This is a genomic window from Pseudomonas sp. P42, from assembly GCF_017973755.1.
Lineage (GTDB): Bacteria > Pseudomonadota > Gammaproteobacteria > Pseudomonadales > Pseudomonadaceae > Aquipseudomonas > Aquipseudomonas iridis.
The window spans coordinates 371,613-391,402 of record NZ_JACOPU010000001.1 but is presented as its reverse complement, the minus strand read 5'-3'; the positions used below and the strand labels follow the sequence as shown (position 1 = coordinate 391,402).

Below are 19,790 nucleotides of genomic sequence, written 5' to 3'. Positions count from 1 at the left end.
TATGGACAACCCCATAGGCAACCGCCCCCTGATGTTGCGCTACTTCCTGCTGGCTATCGGCTGGCTCAGCGTGGCATTGGGGGTGATCGGTATCTTCCTGCCCGTCCTGCCCACCACCCCTTTCCTTCTGCTCGCCGCCGCCTGCTTCGCGCGCAGTTCTCCGCGTTTCTATCAATGGCTGGTCGAGCATCCACGGCTCGGGCCATGGATTCGCGATTATCTCGATGGCAACGGTATTCCACTCAAGGGCAAGGTCTACGCGATCGGGCTGATGTGGGCGAGCATTCTGCTTTCCTGCTATCTGGTGCCGCTGGTGTGGGCGCGGGGGTTCATGTTGACGAGTGCAGTGCTGGTGACGGTTTATATCCTTCGGCAGAAGACCCTGCGCAAATCCTGAAACACTAAAAGATCGCAGCCTGCGGCAACTCCTACATGAAGATCGTCTGTAGGAGCTGCCGCAGGCTGCGATCTTTTGACTTTAAACACCCACGTTTAAACCAGACCTGCAAACACTCTCCGAAGCTATACGACCTTGCGTAATTGCCTACAGCTACGCCAGAATCCGCCGGCTTGTGCGCCTTGGGGACGGGTTCTATTGTGGGGCGGTCGCTGACGAATCAGCGATCGGGTCTCGCAGCCCGCTGATCTCTAGACGCACAACACCCGTCCTTGTTATGGCGGCTGTACGTGGGAGACCTTCGGGTCTGCCGGTTCTAGAGTCCCGGTCTGCGACCCGCGTATAGCTGCCACCTCCTTTTCGTATCGCAGCGAAATGTGGCGGCTCCGTCGACTCTAGGAGCTTCACCATGATCAAACCAACGCCCAACCCGCCCGAAACCGATCCCACCTCGCCTTACGAATCCATCGATTCGAGAAGGCTGAGCGAAGCCGCCGACCGCGCCCTCGATCACTACCTCTGCCCGCCCGGCTCCACGCCACCGCCCCGAAAAACCCGCCGGATGTACGCCGTGACCGCAGACTTCAAAAATGAAGAACTGCTGGCCGATGCCAGCGAAACACTCGCCTCAGCCAGAACCATCGCCCATGACTTCGCCCACCTCATACCCGCGTCGCAGCGCAGGACGCTGTTGGGGATCGCGCAACTGATCATGCTCGGGGAGCTGGCGGTGAATCGGGTGATCGATAATCTGGAGTTGCCGGGTTGATGCAGGCGTGATCAACCGCTGAGTTATTCGGCGTCAGATCTGGCGCTTTCGCGAGCAGGCTCGCTCCCACAGTTGATCGCGTTCCAATGTGGGAGCGAGCCTGCTCGCGAAGGCGACCTCACAGCCAACAAATATCTGCCGGCATGAAAAAACCCGTCGCCCCGATGATCGGGACGACGGGTTTTGTCGTTTCTGCCTCAGATCAAACCGTATCCACCTTCAACGAATGATCATTCAACATCCCGCTGATGATCGTCGCTGTGTCGTGCCCGCTGGCAATCATTCCACCGGCGCCAGGCGTGACGCCGTAGTGGCTGGCGAGATTGACGCCGGCCAGATCGATCGTCTGGTTCGGCGTGGCGCCGGCCATGGCGCTGACGTCGATGCTGGTCATGACCGACGCGCCGCTGCCGCTGACGGTGAAGTGCAGGTAGTCGTCGAGGGACGACGTAGTGCCGTTTTCGCCTTGCAGCAGTTGCGACAGATCAAGCTTGTCGGTGCCGGGGGTGAAGTCGGTGATCAGGTCGTGGCCGCTGTTGCCTTTGAGCCACTGGAAGGTGTCGGCCCCTGCCCCGCCGGTCAGGGTGTTGTTGCCCATGCCGCCGATCAGCAAATCATCGCCGCCGCCACCGTTGAGGGTGTCGTTGCCCAGACCCCCGTTGATCACGTTGTTATTGTTGTCGCCGGTCAGGCTGTCGTTGAAGTTCGAGCCAACGAGGTTTTCGATGCCGGTCAGGGTGTCCGTCCCGGCGCCGAGGGTGTTTTGCGCAACGAGCAGGCCGAGATTGACGGTGACGGCAGCAGTCGCATGGGCGTAGCTGGCGGTGTCGGTACCGCTGCCGCCATCGAGCAGGTCATTGCCCGCGCCGCTGTAGAGCAAGTCGTTACCCGCGCCGCCGTGCAGCTCGTTGTTGCCTGAGCCTGCGGTCAGTACGTCGTTGCCGTCGCCGGCATTGATGATGTTGTTGCCGGTGCCCGCCACCAGCACGTCATCGCCTGCTGTACCGGTGAGGGTGTGGCCGTCCTGATAGCTGATGCTCACGTTGGCGGTGTCGCTGCCGCCATGATTGTCGTTGGCGGTGTAAGTGCCGTGGTAGTCCGGGGCGATGTCCTGGGCACCGGCGTAGTTGAGCTTCATGGTCAACTGGTAGTTTTCCGCTCCGTTGACGTTGCCACCCGAGGGATTGGTCAGGTTGGTGATGTGAATCTGGTAGACCGCGTTCGACGTCGCAGTGAGGGTTTGCCCATCCGCCAGCGCGATCCAGCCGCCGCCGTTGATCGAATACTCCATGCTGACGTTACCGGCCGCCAGGTTGTGGTCGAGGTTGAGGGTTTCACCCTGACGCAGGTTGACGGTAATGCGGTCTTCATCGTTGGCATTGCTGTTGGTCACAGCGCCCAGGTAGCCGCTGACCACCAGCACGGCGGTCATGGTTGCAGCGTTCGCCGAGAACGCACTACGGACGTTGGCCAGATTCTGGTTGGCCGCCGTATTGACGTTGGTGCCCGTGAAATTGATCGCGCCGGTGCCGGTGAAGTCCGCCGCTTTCGACACCCAACCGGTGTTAAAACTGGTCGGCGTGGCGTTGAGGGTATCGCCGTTAGGGTCGGTGTCGTTGGCCAGCAACAGCTCACCCGGCACCACAATGTTGCCCGACAGCACGTTGGTGATGACGTGGTCGTCCATCGCCACCGGAGGCGCGTTGGGGATCACTTTCACGGTCAGCGTCGAACTGGCCAGATCGCCATCGTTGTCGCTGACGGTGAAGCCGATATTTTCGGTGAGCACCACGGCGGTGGTTTTCTGCGAGGTGTAGGTGTATTCGCCCGTGTCGAGGTTGATCAGCAGCGTGCCGCTGTTGTTGGTCGCGATGCTCAACGTGTTGTTCGCGGTGTTGAAGGTGCCGTGATTGACACCACCGCTCGCGATCAGCGACCCCTGGCCACTGAGGGCTTTCGGGTCGTAGGTGTAAGTGGTGCCGTCGATCACGATGGACTTGATGAAACCGCCATCGGCGCCAAACGTGCCGCCCTCGCCCAGCAGCGAGCCGGTGACCGGCGCGCCCTGCACGGTGCCCGACAGCACCGAGTTGAGCTGGTTGAGGTCAGTGACCACCACCGCGTTGGTGTTGGTGTGATTGATGCCGTCGTAAGCCAGCGGATCGAGGTTGGCGTTGCTCACGCCACTGCCGAGGCCGATCGCGTAGTTCTTGATGTTGTTGGCATCAAGGAAAGCTTTGAGTGCGGTCTCGTCAGCCGTGCCGATCTCCTGCCCGGTGGTGGGTTTGCCATCGGAGAAGAAGTAACCGACGTTCTGCGCCCCGGTGAGTTTGCCCGAGGTGTTGAACGCGGTCTGCATCACCGCAACGGCAGCGTCGTAGTTGGTGCCGCCGCCGGCGGTCAGGCCCGCGAGAATCGTCTTCGCTGTCGCGACGTCCACCCACACGGCAGTTCTGTCGGTGGCGTTGCTGCTGAAGGTCACCAGTTGGACTTTGACGTCGCCCAGATCGTCGTACTTGTCGAGCAAGGCACTGATCGCCTGCTTGGCAAGCGCCAGGCGCGACAGGCCCGGAACGCCCGAGGCATCGGCCATGCTGCCGGAGATGTCGAGAACGATCAGCAGGTTGGAATCGATCTCCACTGCTGTCACCGAGCGATCCGAGGCCACGGCTTTTGGCACGTCATCAACGATATTGACGACGAGGGTGCTGGTGGTGGTGTTGCCCAGCGCATCGGTGGCTTTGTAGGTGAAACTTTCGCTCAGGGTGTTCGGCCCGTCGTTGGCGTTCGGCGAGGTTTTTGGTGCCGAAGTCAGCGTGTAGGTGTAGGTGCCGTCGGCGTTGAGCTGGATCTGCCCGTAAGTGCCGGTGGCGCTGCCAACCAGGGTGTAAGTGAGCGCACCGCTGCCGCCGGTCACCGCACCGACCAGCGTGCCGCTGGCGGTTTCGCCGGTATTGCCAGGCTCGCTGCCGGTGACCGTGCCGGGTGCCAGATCCTGGCCATCTTTGCTCAAGTCCAAGGCCTTTTCGTAAACGGTCACGTCCTGATCGACCGAGGCGATGAGTTTGCTGTCGGCGACGTTGATGGTGATGGTCGTGGTGCTTTCGTCACCGTCACTGTCGCGGATGCTGTAGGTGAAGGTGTCGGTGGCGCCCGGTGGGCTCACCGAGTTCGGGTTGCTGTGGTAAACGGCATTGCCCGCCGCATCGAGGGTCAGGTAACCGTAGGCGCCGTTGATGTTGCTGTTGAGCCCGCCGACGGCCGAGGTGGCGGTGTTGCTGCCGGCGCGCACGCCGATCACCGTAACCGCGCCATCGGCACCGTTGACGTCGTTGCCCAGTACGCTGACGTTGATCGTACCTCCCTCCGCCACCGAGCCGGTGTCGGGTTTGGCGGTCGGCAGATCATCGACGATGTTGACGTTGATCTGACCGCTGGCGGTACTGCCATCGGTGTCGGTCGCCACCACGTTGAAATTCTCGGTGATGCTGTTGGCACCGTTGGCGCTCGGGTGGGTTTCGTTATCGACCAGGGTGTAGCTGTAGCTGACCACGCCAGTGGCCGGGTTGTAACCAGTGATGGTGAACGTGCTGCCCAGCGGCGAGACGGTTGATTGCGGGAAACCGGCGGCCACGCCATTGGTGACCACGGCGATGCCACCGACAGTGAGGGTTTGCAGTCCATCAAGCGCGGTGACGGTGAAAGTACCGCTCTGGGTCAGCGCCGGGGTGTTGGGGCTGGTGCCGTCACTGAGGTTCTTCTCGTAGACGGTGAGTTCGCCGCCATTGACGTCGAGGCCGTTGAGCACCACCGGATCGTCGTTGTTGTGGACGTTCAGCACCAGGTTGGCGGTGCTGGTATCGCCGTCAGCATCGGTCAGGGTGTAGGTGAACGTCTCGGTGCCGTTGCCGCCACCTTGCAGGTTTTTGAAGTCGGCGTCAGTGGCGTCGAGTGTGTAGGTGTAAGTGCCGTTGGCGTTGAGCACCAGCGTGCCGTACGTCCCGGTGAAAGTGCCGGGGGTAATCGGCCCGGTCGCCACCACGTCTGCGCCTTGCACATCGTTGGTCAGCACGTTTCCGCTCAGGGTCAGTTGGGTTTCCGAGGCCGTGTTGGCATTGCTGTCGTTCATCGCTTTCGGCACGTCATCGACAATGCTGACGACGATGGTGCTGGTGACGATGTTGCCCAGCGAATCGGTGGCCTGATAGGTGAAGGTTTCGGTCAGGGTATTGGCGCCGTCATCGGCATTCGGAGTGGTGGTCGCTGGCGATGTCAGGGTGTAGGTGTACGTGCCGTTGGGGTTGAGGACGATCTGCCCGTAGTTGCCGGTGGCGCTGCCAATCAGCGCATAGCTGATCGCGCCGACGGCACCGTTGACCGAGCCGACCAAAGTGCCGGACGCGGTTTCGCTGGTGCTGGTCGGGTCGCTGCCGGTGACCGTGCCGGGCGCTAGATCGGCGCCGTCCCTGGTCAGATCAAGCGCTTTCTCGTAGACGGTGACATCTGTGTCGCTGACTGCATACAGTTTGCTGTTGGAGACATCGATGGTGATGGTGGTGGTGCTTTCATCGCCGTCGGAATCGCGCACGGTGTAGGTGAACACATCCACTGCACCTGGGCCATTCACCGTGTTGGGATTGCTGTGGTAAACCGCATTGCCGTTGGCATCGAGGGTCAGGTAGCCGTAGGTACCGTTGATCTGCGAGTTCAAGCCACCGATGGCCGAAGTCGAGGTATCGGCACCGACGCGCACGCCGACCACCGCGCCCGTCACGGCCGGGCCATCGGCACCGCCGATGTCGTTAAGCAGCACGTTGCCGCTGACGGTCCCGCCCTCAGCCACTGACGCTGCATCGGAATAAGCGCTTGGCAGGTCATCGACGATATTGACGTTGATCTGCCCGCTGGCGGTGCTGCCATCGGTGTCCGTGGCGACGACGTTGAAGTTCTCGGTGATGCTGTTCGCGCCATTGGCGTTCGGGTGGGTTTCGTTATCCACCAGGGTGTAGCTGTAGCTGACCACGCCAGTCGCTGCATTGAATCCGGTGATGGTCAGCGTGCTGCCCAGCGGGGTGGTGACCGATTGCGGAAAGCCTGCGGCCACGCCGTTGGTGACGACGGCAATGCCGCCAACGCTGAGGGTTTGCAGACCGTCGAGGGCCGTCACGGTGAACGTGCCGCTCTGGGTCAGGGCCGGGGTGTTGGGGCTGGTGCCGTCACTGAGATTCTTCTCGTAGACGGTGAGTTCGCCACCGTTTACGTCGAGGCCGTTGATGATCACCGGATCGTCGTTGTTATGGATCTGCAACACGAGGTTCGCGGTGCTGGTGTCGCCGTCGGCATCGGTGATGGTGTAGGCGAAGGTCTCCGTGCCGTTGCCGCCCCCGGTCAGGGCTTTGAAATCGGCATCGCTGGTGTTCAGCGTGTAGGTGTAAGTGCCGTTGGCGTTGAGCACCAGCGTGCCGTAGGTACCGGTGAACGTACCGGCAGTGATCGGGCCGGTGACGACGCGATCGGCGCCTTGCACGTCGTTGGTCAGGACGTTGCCGGTCAGCGTGAGTTGCGCTTCGGAGGCGGTGGTTGCATTGCTGTCGTCCACGGCGTTTGGCAGGTCGTCGACGATATTCACATCAAGGGTCGCGTTGGCGGTGGTGCCATTGTCATCGACCACCGTGACGGCGAACTGCTCAGGCAGATTGTTGGCGCCGTTGGCGGTTGCGTGCGCTTCATTGTCGACCAGGGTGTAGCTGTAACTGACCACGCCCGTCGCTGCGTTGAAACCGGTGATGGTCAGCGTGCTGCCCAGCGGCGTGGTGACAGATTGTGGGAACCCAGCGGCGACGCCATTGGTGACCACGGCGATGCCACCGATCGTCAGCGTGGTAACGCCGTCCAGTGCAGTGATGGTGAAGGTGCCGTTTTGCGTTAGCGCGGATGAGTCCGGCGCGCTGCCGTCGCTGAGGTTTTTCTCGTAAACGGTGAGCTCGCCACCGTTCACATCCAGACCGTTGATGATCACCGGATCGTCGTTGTTTTGGATCTGCAATACGAGGTTCGCGGTGCTGGTGTCGCCGTCGGCATCGGTGATGGTGTAGGCGAAGGTTTCCGTGCCGTTACCGCCGCCGGTCAGGGATTTGAAGTCAGCATCGCTGGTGTTCAGCGTGTAGGTGTAAGTGCCGTTGGCGTTGAGCACCAGCGTGCCGTAAGTACCGGTGAACGTACCGGCGGTGATCGGGCCGGTGGCGACGCGGTCGGCGCCTTGCACGTCGTTGGTCAGGACGTTGCCGGTCAGCGTGAGTTGCGCTTCCGAGGCGGTGGTTGCGTTGCTGTTGTCAACCGCGTTTGGCAGGTCGTCGACGATGTTTACGTCAAGAGTCGCATTGGCGGTGGTGCCGTTGTCATCGACCACGGTGACGGCGAACTGCTCAGGCAAATTGTTGGCGCCGTTGGCGGTTGCGTGCGCTTCGTTGTCGACCAGGGTGTAGCTGTAACTGACCACGCCAGTCGCTGCGTTGAACCCGGTGATGGTCAGCGTGCTGCCCAACGGCGTGGTGACCGATTGCGGGAACCCGGCGGCGACGCCATTGGTGACCACGGCGATGCCACCGATCGTCAGCGTGGTAACGCCGTCCAGTGCAGTGATGGTGAAGGTGCCGTTTTGCGTTAGCGCGGATGAGTCCGGCGCGCTGCCGTCGCTGAGGTTTTTCTCGAAGACGGTAAGTTCGCCACCCTCTACGTTCAAGCCGTTGATGATCACCGGATCGTCGTTGTTTTGGATCTGCAACACGAGGTTCGCGGTGCTGGTGTCGCCGTCGGCATCGGTGATGGTGTAGGCGAAGGTTTCCGTGCCGTTACCGCCGCCGGTCAGGGCTTTGAAATCGGCATCGCTGGTGTTCAGCGTGTAGGTGTAAGTGCCATTGGCGTTAAGCACCAGCGTGCCGTAGGTACCGGTGAACGTACCGGCAGTGATCGGACCGGTGACGACGCGGTCGGCGCCCTGCACGTCGTTGGTCAGGACGTTGCCGGTCAGCGTGAGTTGAGCTTCCGAGGCGGTGGTTGCGTTGCTGTCGTCCACGGCGTTTGGCAGGTCGTCGACGATGTTCACATCGAGGGTCGCGTTGGCGGTGGTGCCATTGTCATCGACCACGGTGACGGCGAACTGCTCAGGCAAATTGTTGGCGCCGTTGGCGGTTGCGTGCGCTTCGTTGTCGACCAGGGTGTAGCTGTAACTGACCACGCCAGTCGCTGCGTTGAACCCGGTGATGGTCAGCGTGCTGCCCAGCGGCGTGGTGACAGATTGCGGGAACCCGGCGGCGACGCCATTGGTGACCACGGCAATGCCACCGATCGTCAGCGTGGTGACGCCGTCCAGTGCGGTGATGGTGAAGGTACCGTTTTGGGTCAGCGCCGCGGAGTCAGGCGCGCTGCCGTCACTGAGATTCTGCTCGTAAACGGTGAGCTCGCCACCGTTTACGTCGAGGCCGTTGATGATCACCGGATCGTCGTTGTTTTGGATCTGCAACACGAGGTTCGCAGTGCTGGTGTCGCCGTCGGCATCGGTGATGGTGTAGGCAAAGGTTTCCGTGCCGTTGCCGCCCCCGGTCAGGGCTTTGAAGTCGGCATCGCTGGTGTTCAGCGTGTAGGTGTAAGTGCCGTTGGCGTTGAGCACCAGCGTGCCGTAGGTACCGGTGAACGTACCGGCAGTAATCGGGCCGGTGACGACGCGATCGGCGCCTTGCACGTCGTTGGTCAGGACGTTGCCGGTCAGCGTGAGTTGCGCTTCGGAGGCGGTGGTTGCATTGCTGTCGTCCACGGCGTTTGGCAGGTCGTCGACGATATTCACATCAAGGGTCGCGTTGGCGGTGGTGCCATTGTCATCGACCACCGTGACGGCGAACTGCTCAGGCAAATTGTTGGCGCCGTTGGCGGTTGCGTGCGCTTCGTTGTCGACCAGGGTGTAGCTGTAACTGACCACGCCCGTCGCTGCGTTGAACCCGGTGATGGTCAGCGTGCTGCCCAGCGGCGTGGTGACCGATTGCGGGAACCCGGCGGCGACGCCATTGGTGACCACGGCGATGCCACCGATCGTCAGCGTGGTAACGCCGTCCAGTGCGGTGATGGTGAAGGTGCCGTTTTGCGTTAGCGCGGATGAGTCCGGCGCGCTGCCGTCGCTGAGGTTTTTCTCGAAGACGGTAAGTTCGCCACCCTCTACGTTCAAGCCGTTGATGATCACCGGATCGTCGTTGTTCTGGATCTGCAACACGAGGTTCGCAGTGCTGGTGTCGCCGTCGGCATCGGTGATGGTGTAGGCGAAGGTTTCCGTACCGTTGCCGCCGCCGGTCAGGGCTTTGAAGTCAGCATCGCTGGTGTTCAGCGTGTAGGTGTAAGTGCCGTTGGCGTTGAGCACCAGCGTGCCGTACGTCCCGGTGAAAGTACCGGCGGTGATCGGGCCGGTGGCGACGCGGTCGGCGCCTTGCACGTCGTTGGTCAGGACGTTGCCGGTCAGCGTCAACGAGGTTTCTGAAGCGATGCCATTGCCGTCATCGACCGCGACCGGCACGTCGTCGGTGATGTTGACGTCGAGCGTTCCCGTGGCAATGTCGCCATTGCTGTCGCTGGCAATCACCGTGAACTGTTCACTGAGATTGTTGGCGCCGTCACCGGCCGCATGGGTTTCATTGCCATTGAGCGTGTAGCTGTAGCTGACCACGCCAGTTGCCGGGTTGTAACCGGTGATGGTCAGCGTGTTGCCCAACTGCGTGGTGATCGACTGCGGAAAGCCGACCGTCACGCCAGCATTGATCAGGCTGATGCCGCCAATGCTCAGACTGGTCAGACCGTCCGGTGCCGATACGGTGAAGCTGCCGCTTTGCGTCAGAGCCCCGCTATTGGCGGCAGAGGCGTCGGGCAGATTGGCTTCGTTTACGTTCAGTTCGCCACCGTCTACCGCAAGCCCGCCGAGCGTGACCGGATTGTTCACCGGTGGCGGCGGAACAACAGGCACGACGATATCGCCGCCGTCACCATTGTCGATGACCGCTTCGCGGCGTTCTTCGGGAAACTCGGGAATACCGTTAAAGCCGGCAGTGGGGAAACCGATAACCGGATCGACCCGCCCGCCGACTTCCTCCAGCAACACAAAGCTATGGCCGCCGCCCACCGCGCCCGGCGCACCCGTTGGGGCATTCGGGCCTGCAGCGGTGGCTTCAGCGGTTTTACTCGGGTCTTCACCGGCGGCGATGGCTTTCTGGATCTGTTCGACATCGGTCAGTTGTGCGTCGCTCGGGGTCAGCGCTTCAGCGGCGTTCACCTGTGCTGCCTGGCCGGCCAGCAATTGGTCGGTCATGGTCACGTTGCTACCGCGGCCCAAGGTCAGTTCCTGGCCATTTTGCAGATGAACGGCAACCGCGCCCTCGGCCCCGGTGATCAGTTGATCGCCTGCAAACAGCCGATCCCCCTCAACCAGGACGCGACGGGTGCCGTCGATACCTTGAGCGAAAACCTGACCAATAACCTTGGTGACTGTGCCGATGAGCGTTGCCATGTGAAATCCTCCGCTGCTGACCACCGTCAGCACTGGTTCGCGAAGTAGCCCATGGCTCAATCGGGTTGTCGGGGCGACGCTCGCACCCTCGACAGTTCGTTTCACAGGCCTTGCCCGAGCGAGAAATTTGAGTGCTTTCAAGCACCTCCAAACCCTGATCGAGGCAACCAACCTGCTAACGCTACGTAACGGTGGTGAAGCACTCGAGTGACAGAAATCTGTCGCTCATCAACCGTTACGCGTCCCTCCCCTTCAGCAGTACTTCGCCGTATGTCGCAAAGTGAATGGAACTTTCCTCAAGCCTTTTTGCGCTCCCTAAAGCGCACAAAACAAAGGCTTTCGTGGTGAACAATGTGCTGCATTTTACAAACCGCATAAGTTTTTTTCGGAATAAGCCTTATGAAAATTTTTTCTTAGCTACGCTTCAGGATGTTCTTAGCTCTGTTGTTACAAGAGTGAAACGCTCAGACCTCATAATATCGTCAAATATTTGGCGACAGTAACACACCATCAGGACTCAGGGAGATGCACCCCATGCGCGTTCTAACCCCCCTCTGCAGCGCGGTTTTGCTGGCCATGGCCTGCACTTCTCAAGCCCAGGCAATGAACCTCACGGAGGCGATTCAAAGCACTATCGCCACCCACCCGGAACTTGCGTCGCGCGTGGACGCGCGCCTGTCGGCTGATGAACAAGTCAAAGTCGCCAAGGGTGGTTTCTATCCATCCGTCGATTTGAACGCGGCCTACGGTCGCGGTTACAGCGACAACACCAACACCCGGGCCTTCGGCAATCACAACACCGAAATCCTTACCTACACCCAGTCCGAGCTGCGCATGCGGCAGATGATCTTCGATGGTTTCAACACGGCCAACGAAGTCGAGCGCACCAAAGGTGTGTCCAACTCGCGCGCCTACTACGCGCAAGGCACCGCGCAAGACCTGGCCCTGCGCACCATCGAGGTCTACCTCGAAGTGCTCAAGCGCCGCGAACTGGTGACCCTGGCGACGAACAACCTGCAGGCGCACTTGCGCGTCAACGATCAGATTGGCCTGCGTACCGAGCGCGGCGTCGGCAGCGCCGCCGACTCCGACCAGTCGGTAGCCCGTAAAGCCTTGGCACAGAACAACCTCGACACCGCCGAAGTTGATCTGGCCGATGCCGAAGCCAATTTCTACAGCGTCGTCGGGCGCATGCCCGATGAACTGGAAACCCCGGCCTCGACTCGCGGCGAACTGCCCACCCAACTGCGCGAAGCCCAGCAGAGCATGGTCGACAACAACCCGTACCTGAAATCGGCGCAGGCTGACGTGCAGTCGGCCGAGAGCCAGTACGAAGTCGCCAAGTCACCGTTCTACCCACGCTTCGATGCTGAGGCCGCCGTTGGTGCGAACAACAACGTGCAGGGTGACGAAGGCCACGACAACGAATGGCGCGTGGGCATTGTGATGAACTACAACCTGTTCCGCGGTGGCAGCGACAAGGCCCGACTGGCCGCGAACGCGCACGACATCAACCAGGCGATGGACATCCGCAACAATGCTCTGCGCCAGCTCAACGAGAACATTCGTCTGGCCTGGAACGCCATGGAAAATGCCAAGAAACAAACCCCGACCGCCCGTGAATACGCTGAAACCACCAAGCGTGTGCGCGCCGCGTACCAGGATCAGTTCGGCCTTGGCCAACGCACCCTGCTCGACTTGCTCGACAGTGAAAACGAGCTCTACAACGCCAACCGTCGCTACACCGAAATCCGCTACACCGAGGAGTATTCGATGTATCGCGTGCTGGCCAATATGGGCCTGTTGCTGAGTAAACAACGGGTGGTGCTGCCAGCGGATGCGATTGCTTCTGCCGAAGTCAAAAACGAAGCACGCCTGCCAGAGCTGAAGTAAGTCCCATGTAGGAGCTGCCGAAGGCACGGGCCGCGATCGGACGATCTTTTGATGTTGTTTTTCAAGATCAATAGGCCGCAGCCTTCGGCAACTCCTTCAGGGGAGATTTTGGGGATACTCGAGCCAGTTCAACAGGGGCGATCAATATGACTAGCATGGCCGGCGGCGGCAACGCCGGGGTCGATCCGCGGCTGAGCTTCGATGATCCGTTACTCGACGGTCTGTTGATCCTCTGCAAACTCCATGGCGCGACTGTCAGTCGCGCCAGCCTGAGTGCCGGACTGCCCCTGAACAAACAACGCCTGAGCCTGGATCTGCTGCCGCGCGCAGCCGCCCGGGCCGGGTTACAGGCGCGGCTGTTACGCCGCGAGCTGAAAGACATTTCCCCGCTGAATCTGCCGATTCTGCTACTGCTCAACGACGGTCGCACCGCCGTGCTGCGGCGCTTTGGCGATGACGGCAAGGCGCTGATCCTGCCCAGCGAAGCCGATGGCGGCGAGCAGTGGGTCAGCCGCGAAGAACTCAGCGAACACTACAGCGGCCAGGCCTTGTTCGCGCGGCCACGGCATGAACTCGAAGACTTGCGCTCGCCGCTGGTGCCACGGGTGCATGCATGGTTTCGCGACACCCTGAAGCTGTCTAAATGGCTGTACAGCGATGCGCTTCTTGCCAGTTTCCTGATCAACCTGCTGGGCCTGATGGTGCCGCTGTTTGTCATGCAAACCTACGACCGCGTGGTGCCCAATCAGGCCACGTCAACCCTGTGGGTGTTATCGATCGGCCTGTTGATCGGCACCGGTTTCGAACTGGTGCTGCGAGTGGTGCGTGCACACCTGCTGGACAGCGCTGGCAAGAAAACCGATGTAATCCTTTCTGCGACTTTATTTGAACGCATCACCGGTATGTCGATGAAGGCACGGCCAGCAACCATCGGCGGTTTTGCCCAGAGCATTCACGACTTTCAGGGCCTGCGCGAATTCCTCACCGCGGTTACCCTGACCAGCCTGATCGACCTGCCCTTCGTGGTGCTGATGCTGGTGGTGATTGGCCTGCTCGGCGGCTGGCTGGTGGTGATTCCACTGCTGGCGTTTCCGCTGACGATCATCTTCGCGATGATCATTCAGGTGCGCCTGCGTGACACGGTGCAGAAGAGTTTGAGCCTCGGAGCCGAACGCCAGGCCTTGCTGATCGAGACCCTCGGTGGCCTGGAAACTCTCAAGGCCTGCAGCGCCGAAAGCGAACGCCAGCACAAATGGGAAAGCACCCACGGCGCCCTCACCCGCCTCGACAGCCATGCGCGCAATCTCTCGGCGCTGGCCACCAACGGCACGTTGTTTATCCAGCAGTTCGCGGGGATGGCGACGATTGTTGCAGGGGTCTACAGCATCATCGCCGGCAACCTGAGCGTCGGCGCACTGGTGGCGACATACATGCTCGGGAGCCGCGTGCTCGCACCGCTGGGGCAGATTGCCGGGCTGATTACCCGCTATCAGCAAGCGCAACTGACCATGAAAAGCACCGATGCGCTGATGTCGTTACCGCAAGAGCGCGACGGCAAACAGCGGCCTCTGGAGCGCACACAATTGCAAGGCGCGCTGGACGTCAGCGGCGTGACTTTCCATTACAACGGCCAGAATGCCCCGGCGCTGAGCAACGTCAGTTTCAGCCTCAAACCCGGTGAGCGGGTCGGCATCATCGGCCGCAGTGGTTCCGGCAAAAGTACCCTTGCGCGGCTGCTGATGGGCTTTTACGAACCCGAAGAAGGCCAGTTGCTGCTCGACGGCCTCGACCTGCGGCAACTGGATGTCGCTGACCTGCGCCAGCAGATCGGTTACGTCGCCCATGATTTGCCGCTGCTGGCCGGCAGCCTGCGCGACAACCTGACCCTTGGTGCGCGCTACATCAGCGATTCACGCATGCTCGAAGTCGCCGAGCTGACAGGCGTCACCGAACTCGCCCGCCAACACCCGCAAGGCTTCGACCGGCCGGTGGGCGAACGCGGGCAACTGCTCTCCGGTGGGCAGCGCCAAGCGGTACTGCTGGCTCGGGCATTGCTGCTCGACCCGCCGATCATGTTGCTTGACGAACCCACCAGCGCCATGGACAACAGCAGCGAAGACCAACTGCGCCAGAAGCTGCATGGCTGGGTGCAAGGCAAAACACTGCTGCTGGTCACCCACCGCACCTCGATGCTGAGCCTGGTGGATCGGTTGCTGGTACTGGATAACGGCCGGGTCGTCGCTGACGGCCCGAAAGAAGCGGTCATCGAAGCACTGCGCAAGGGCCGCGTCGGCTCGGCGGCGGTCTAGGAGTTGCCTCATGTCTGCTTCCACAGATAGCAAATCGCGCGGCTACTTCGACAGCTTCGGCAAAAGCGCCGAGGTCGAGTTCATGCCGGAAACTGCCGGGGCTTCATTGCAGGATTCGCCGCGCTGGTCGCGGATCACCGTGTGGCTCGCGGCGGCACTGTTGATCAGCGCAGTGGTCTGGGCCAAGTTCGCAGTGCTCGAAGAAGTGACCATGGGCGAAGGCAAGGCGATTCCGTCGAGCAAGGTTCAGGTGATCCAGAACCTTGAGGGCGGGATCGTCACCGAGCTTTTCGTCCGTGAAGGGCAAATGGTCAACAAGGGCGACACCCTGCTGCGTCTGGATGACACACGATTTTTGTCGAACAAGGGTGAAAGCGAGGCGGATCGTTATGCGTTGACCGCCCAGGTCGAACGGCTGTCGGCAGAGGCCGAGGGGCGACCGTTCCAACTCTCCGCCGAGGTGATCGCCAAGGCCCCGCAAGTCGCTGAAGACGAACGCTCGCTGCACGAACAACGCCTGCGGCGGCTGGCCAGTGAGCAACGCACCCTCAGCGAACAACTGCGGCAGAAGACTCAGGAACTGGCGGAATTTCGCTCCAAGCAAGGCCAGTTCAGTTCAAGCCTCGCCTTGCTGCAACAAGAGATGAACATGTCCGAGCCGCTGGTCAAAACCGGCGCGGTATCGCCCGTGGAGATCCTGCGACTCAAACGCAATGCCGTGGAAATCCGCGGTTCGCTGAACGCGACCACCTTGGCGATTCCCCGCGCCGAATCGGCGATTGCCGAAATCCGCAGCAAGATCGACGAGTCGGAGCAAACCTTTCGTTCGGATGCCGCCAAAGAGCTGAATGAGAAACGCACCGACCTGTCGAAAATCACCGCATCGAGCATCGCCATCGACGATCGTGTGACGCGCACCACGGTGACCTCGCCGGTGCGTGGGGTGATCAAGCAGATGAAGGTCAACACCATCGGCGGCGTGGTCCAGCCAGGCAGCGACATGGTGGAAATCGTGCCGCTGGAAGACAACCTGCTGATCGAAGCCAAAGTACGCCCGCAAGACGTCGCGTTCCTGCATCCGGGCCAGAAAGCCATGGTCAAGTTCAGTGCTTACGACTACACGATTTACGGTGGCCTGAGCGCCAAGCTTGAGCTGATCGGCGCCGACACGATTACTGACGACAAGGGCAACAGCTTCTACCTGATTCAGGTACGCACCGACAAAAACCACCTTGGCGGGGATGTGAAACCGCTGCTGATCATTCCGGGGATGGTGGCGACAGTGGACATCATCACCGGGGAGAAAAGTGTGTTGGATTACCTGCTTAAACCGGTGCTGAAGGCGCGGACCGAGGCGATGCGCGAAAGATAAGATCAAAAGATCGCAGCCTTCGGCAGCTCCTACAAAAGCAGTGGCGCTCGCAAAACCCATGCAGGAGCTGCCGCAGGCTGCGATCTTTTGGTCTGGATTTTGTGGTGAATGATCTGGCCTTATCGCTGGCAAGCCAGCTCCCACAGTGCCCGTGTCGAACACAAAACCTGTGAACATCACCAAAACCTGTGGGAGCTGGCTTGCCAGCGATGAGGCCAGCAAAAGCACCGATCATTTTTCAGCGTGATTACGCTGAAACGTCTCCTGCCCCATCGCTGCAATCTGCCCTTCGATCAACGCTTCAAACGGTTTGAGCAACGGTTCGAAAGACGCTGGCGCTTCCAGCGTCTGCAATGCCTGCACAATCGCCTCGATGGTCGACAACGCCCCAGGCCCCGGTGCCTTGCGCAACCGATACCGCGACACCCCGCCTTCCGCCAGAGTCACCCGTGGCAACGCCATCAGCAACGGATTGAGATGCAGCATCTTGCGCGCCTTGCGCCAGGTGCCGTCGGGCACGACCAGCAACAGCGGTTCATCAGACGCGCCATAAACCTGCATAGGCTGCGCATCGTCAGCGGGGAACAACAACCGCGCCTGATAGCCCGGCCGGTTCAGTAGTGTCGGCAAATCCTTAAATACCTCACCGACAATCAGCTCGGCGTTGGTCAGCCCCAGCGCGGCCAGGCGCGCAGTATTCAACGCATGATTGACCTCGCTCGGGTGCTGCAACAGCAACACCCGGGTGCGGCTGTCGAGGCTCGGGATCAACGGGCAAAGGCAATGGGTTTGTGGGCGCAGGCAGCGCGGGCATTGGACTCTGGACATCATTTTTACGCCTGGTTGAGCTGGGCTTTAAGCAAATCGCGGAAAGTCTGGATCAGCGGTTCGCGGCTGCGGCCACGGCGCATGATCATCGAAAACGGCGCCTGGTAGCCGAAAGTCGCTGGCAGCAACACGCGCAAATCGCCCTTGTCGGCCCAGGCCTGGGCGTAGTGCTCCGGCAGATAACCGATGTAGGCGCCGGACAGCACCAGAATCAACTGCGCCTCCATACTTTCTACCGTCGCCGCGCTGTGTTTGAAACCGTGGCGGGCCAGCTCTGCCTGGCTCCAGTAGCCACGACCGACCATGCGTTGCTGGGTGATGACTTGCTCGGGAATCCGTCGCTCGTTAAACAACGGGTGACGGCTGCTGCAATACAGCCAGTGCTGTTCGCGGTACAGGGGCATGTAAATCAGACCGCTCATGCGCGTGGAAAACGCACCAATGGCCAGGTCGAGGCGGTTGTCCTGCACGCCGAGTTGCAGTTCGTAGGGGCTCATTACCGACAGGTGCAAATGCACGGCCGGGTGTTCCTGACTGTAGGCGCCGATGGCTTCGGCGAACGGCAACGCCTTGTCGCTCACGGTGGAGTCGATCACCCCGAGGTTGAGCGTGCCGCGCAATTCGCCCTTGAGCGCGGCGGCATATTGCTCAAACCCTTCGAGCTCGGCGAGCAGACGCAGGGTTTCCTGATGGAACAGTTCCCCTTTGCTGGTGAGGCTGAAACCACCGCGGCCGCGATGGCACAACACCAGACCGAGCGCGGCTTCGAGCTGGCTCATGTAGGTGCTGATCGCCGAGGTCGACAGGTTGAGTTCTTGCTGGGCGTTGGCGAAACCCTGATGGCGCACGACGCTGACGAAGATGCGTAACAGTTTCAGGTCGGGTAAAGCGTTGGCCATGTCTACTCCGGGCGTAAGAGATGTGTCGCCTGTTGAATTTCCCCTCACCCCAGCCCTCTCCCCAGGGAGAGGGAGCCGACCGCGGCGTCCTCGGGATGTGCATCGACCTGAAAAATCGCGTCCAACTCAGGATTTGAAAGCCATGGAAATCAGCTCCCTCTCCCTCCGGGAGAGGGTTGGGGTGAGGGCCGCGATTTCCAGCCGCTCTCAAAACCCAGGGCCACCAAATTCTAATCCCACCTCGCCCATTAGTTTAGAAAAATCTGAACTAAGTATTTGCCCGTAGCGATTCTTCCCCCTCACTACATTTCGCAGAATCGGCACCACAGCGGTGTCCGATCCTTTGCTGAACGGCGCGCCAACATAAATAAAACAAAGACGATGAGGCCCTACCCGTGGACAAGATTCTTCACCAACCACTGGGCGGCAACGAAATGCCGCGCTTCGGCGGCATCGCCACCATGCTCCGACTCCCCCACTTGCCAACCGCTGCCGGCCTGGACGCTGCCTTTGTAGGCGTGCCGCTGGACATCGGTACTTCGCTGCGCCCTGGCACTCGCTTCGGGCCGCGTGACATCCGCGCCGAATCGGTGATGATCCGCCCGTACAACATGGCCACCGGTGCTGCGCCGTTCGATTCGCTGTCGGTCGCCGACATCGGTGACGTCGCGATCAACACCTTCAACCTGCTCGATGCCGTGCGCATCATCGAAGAAGCCTACGACAACATCCTCGAACACAACGTGATTCCGATGACTCTGGGTGGCGACCACACCATCACCCTGCCGATCCTGCGTGCGATTCACAAAAAGCACGGCAAGGTGGGTCTGGTACACATCGACGCTCACGCTGACGTCAACGACCACATGTTCGGCGAGAAAATCGCCCACGGCACGACCTTCCGACGCGCCGTCGAAGAAGGCCTGCTGGATTGTGACCGCGTGGTGCAGATTGGTTTGCGCGCCCAGGGTTACACCGCGGATGACTTCAACTGGAGCCGTAATCAGGGTTTCCGCGTGGTGCAGGCCGAAGAGTGCTGGCACAAGTCGCTGGCGCCGCTGATGGCCGAAGTCCGCGAGAAAGTCGGCGGTGGCCCGGTGTACCTGAGCTTCGACATCGACGGCATCGATCCGGCCTGGGCGCCTGGCACGGGCACCCCGGAAATCGGTGGCCTGACGACCATTCAGGCCATTGAGATCATTCGCGGCTGCCAAGGCCTCGACCTGATCGGTTGCGATCTGGTAGAAGTCTCGCCCGCTTACGACACCACCGGCAACACCTCGCTGCTGGCCGCCAACCTGCTGTACGAAATGCTCTGCGTACTGCCTGGCGTGGTTCATCGCTGAGGGTCGGGTCATGAACGATCATGATCAGGTTTTGCATGCGGCGGCCGAGCTGGTTTCAGCCTTCGCACGCAATGATCGCGAAGCCTACTTCGGCGCGTTCAGCGCCGACGCCAGCTTCGTGTTTTACACCCTCGAACAGCCACTGCTGTCGCGCGATGCCTATCAGGCGTTGTGGGACAGCTGGCGCACCGAGGATGGCTTCGAGGTGCTTTCCTGCACCTCGAGCAACGCCTTCGTCAGCCTGCAGGGTGACGTGGCGATTTTCATCCATGACGTGGCCACCGATCTGCGCATGCAAGGGGAGCAACACTTCAGCCAGGAGCGCGAGACGATTGTTTTCAAGAAACAAACGTCGAGCCTAGAACAACAAGGCCATTGGCTGGCCTGCCACGAACATTTGTCCGCAATGCCGGAAGGGCTGCCACCCCCTTAG

General features: G+C 60.9%; 10 protein-coding genes. 7 read left to right on the top strand and 3 right to left on the bottom strand.

The features are described 5' to 3' along the window. Position 1: 1 nt before the first annotated feature. Positions 2-397, top strand: a complete 396-nt coding sequence (locus tag H8B20_RS01905) for a YbaN family protein (RefSeq protein WP_210622208.1) — start codon at positions 2-4, stop codon at positions 395-397. 409 nt (positions 398-806) lie between these two features. Next, positions 807-1,166, top strand: coding sequence for a DUF6124 family protein (locus H8B20_RS01900; protein ID WP_115147848.1), 360 nt, complete (start codon positions 807-809; stop codon positions 1,164-1,166). 202 nt (positions 1,167-1,368) lie between these two features. Here H8B20_RS01900 and H8B20_RS01895 read toward each other — a convergent pair whose 3' ends face one another. Continuing rightward, the gene (locus H8B20_RS01895; RefSeq protein ID WP_210622207.1) at positions 1,369-10,710 is read right to left on the bottom strand and encodes a retention module-containing protein; all 9,342 of its coding nucleotides are present in this window, start codon (positions 10,708-10,710) and stop codon (positions 1,369-1,371) included. A 534-nt stretch (positions 10,711-11,244) separates the two neighbouring features. On the opposite strand from H8B20_RS01895, the gene H8B20_RS01890 reads away from it, so the two are divergent. The 3 genes from H8B20_RS01890 (at position 11,245) to H8B20_RS01880 (ending at position 16,284) form a co-directional block, all read left to right on the top strand. Further along, complete coding sequence (locus tag H8B20_RS01890) at positions 11,245-12,603, top strand: TolC family outer membrane protein (protein ID WP_047300228.1); 1,359 nt, start codon at positions 11,245-11,247, stop codon at positions 12,601-12,603. A gap of 146 nt (positions 12,604-12,749) precedes the next feature. Continuing rightward, positions 12,750-14,912 (top strand): type I secretion system permease/ATPase, encoded by a 2,163-nt coding sequence (locus tag H8B20_RS01885; RefSeq protein WP_210622206.1) that lies wholly within the window; start codon positions 12,750-12,752, stop codon positions 14,910-14,912. Positions 14,913-14,922: 10 nt separating this feature from the next. Beyond that, on the top strand, positions 14,923-16,284 hold the full coding sequence (locus H8B20_RS01880; RefSeq protein ID WP_042558147.1) for an HlyD family type I secretion periplasmic adaptor subunit: 1,362 nt from the start codon (positions 14,923-14,925) through the stop codon (positions 16,282-16,284). A 231-nt stretch (positions 16,285-16,515) separates the two neighbouring features. Here the strand turns inward: H8B20_RS01880 and H8B20_RS01875 are convergent, their stop codons facing one another. Then, positions 16,516-17,112: a tRNA-uridine aminocarboxypropyltransferase gene (locus tag H8B20_RS01875; RefSeq protein ID WP_210622205.1), complete on the bottom strand. Its 597-nt coding sequence runs from the start codon at positions 17,110-17,112 to the stop codon at positions 16,516-16,518. 5 nt (positions 17,113-17,117) lie between these two features. Then, on the bottom strand, positions 17,118-18,011 hold the full coding sequence (locus H8B20_RS01870) for a LysR family transcriptional regulator (protein WP_007914510.1): 894 nt from the start codon (positions 18,009-18,011) through the stop codon (positions 17,118-17,120). Positions 18,012-18,406: 395 nt separating this feature from the next. Here H8B20_RS01870 and speB point away from each other — a divergent pair, with 395 nt between their 5' ends. Further along, positions 18,407-19,357 (top strand): agmatinase, encoded by a 951-nt coding sequence (gene speB / locus H8B20_RS01865; RefSeq protein WP_047300226.1) that lies wholly within the window; start codon positions 18,407-18,409, stop codon positions 19,355-19,357. A gap of 10 nt (positions 19,358-19,367) precedes the next feature. After that, positions 19,368-19,790 carry a YybH family protein gene (locus H8B20_RS01860; RefSeq protein WP_210622204.1) on the top strand — a complete coding sequence of 141 codons (423 nt, stop codon included), beginning with the start codon at positions 19,368-19,370 and terminating at the stop codon, positions 19,788-19,790.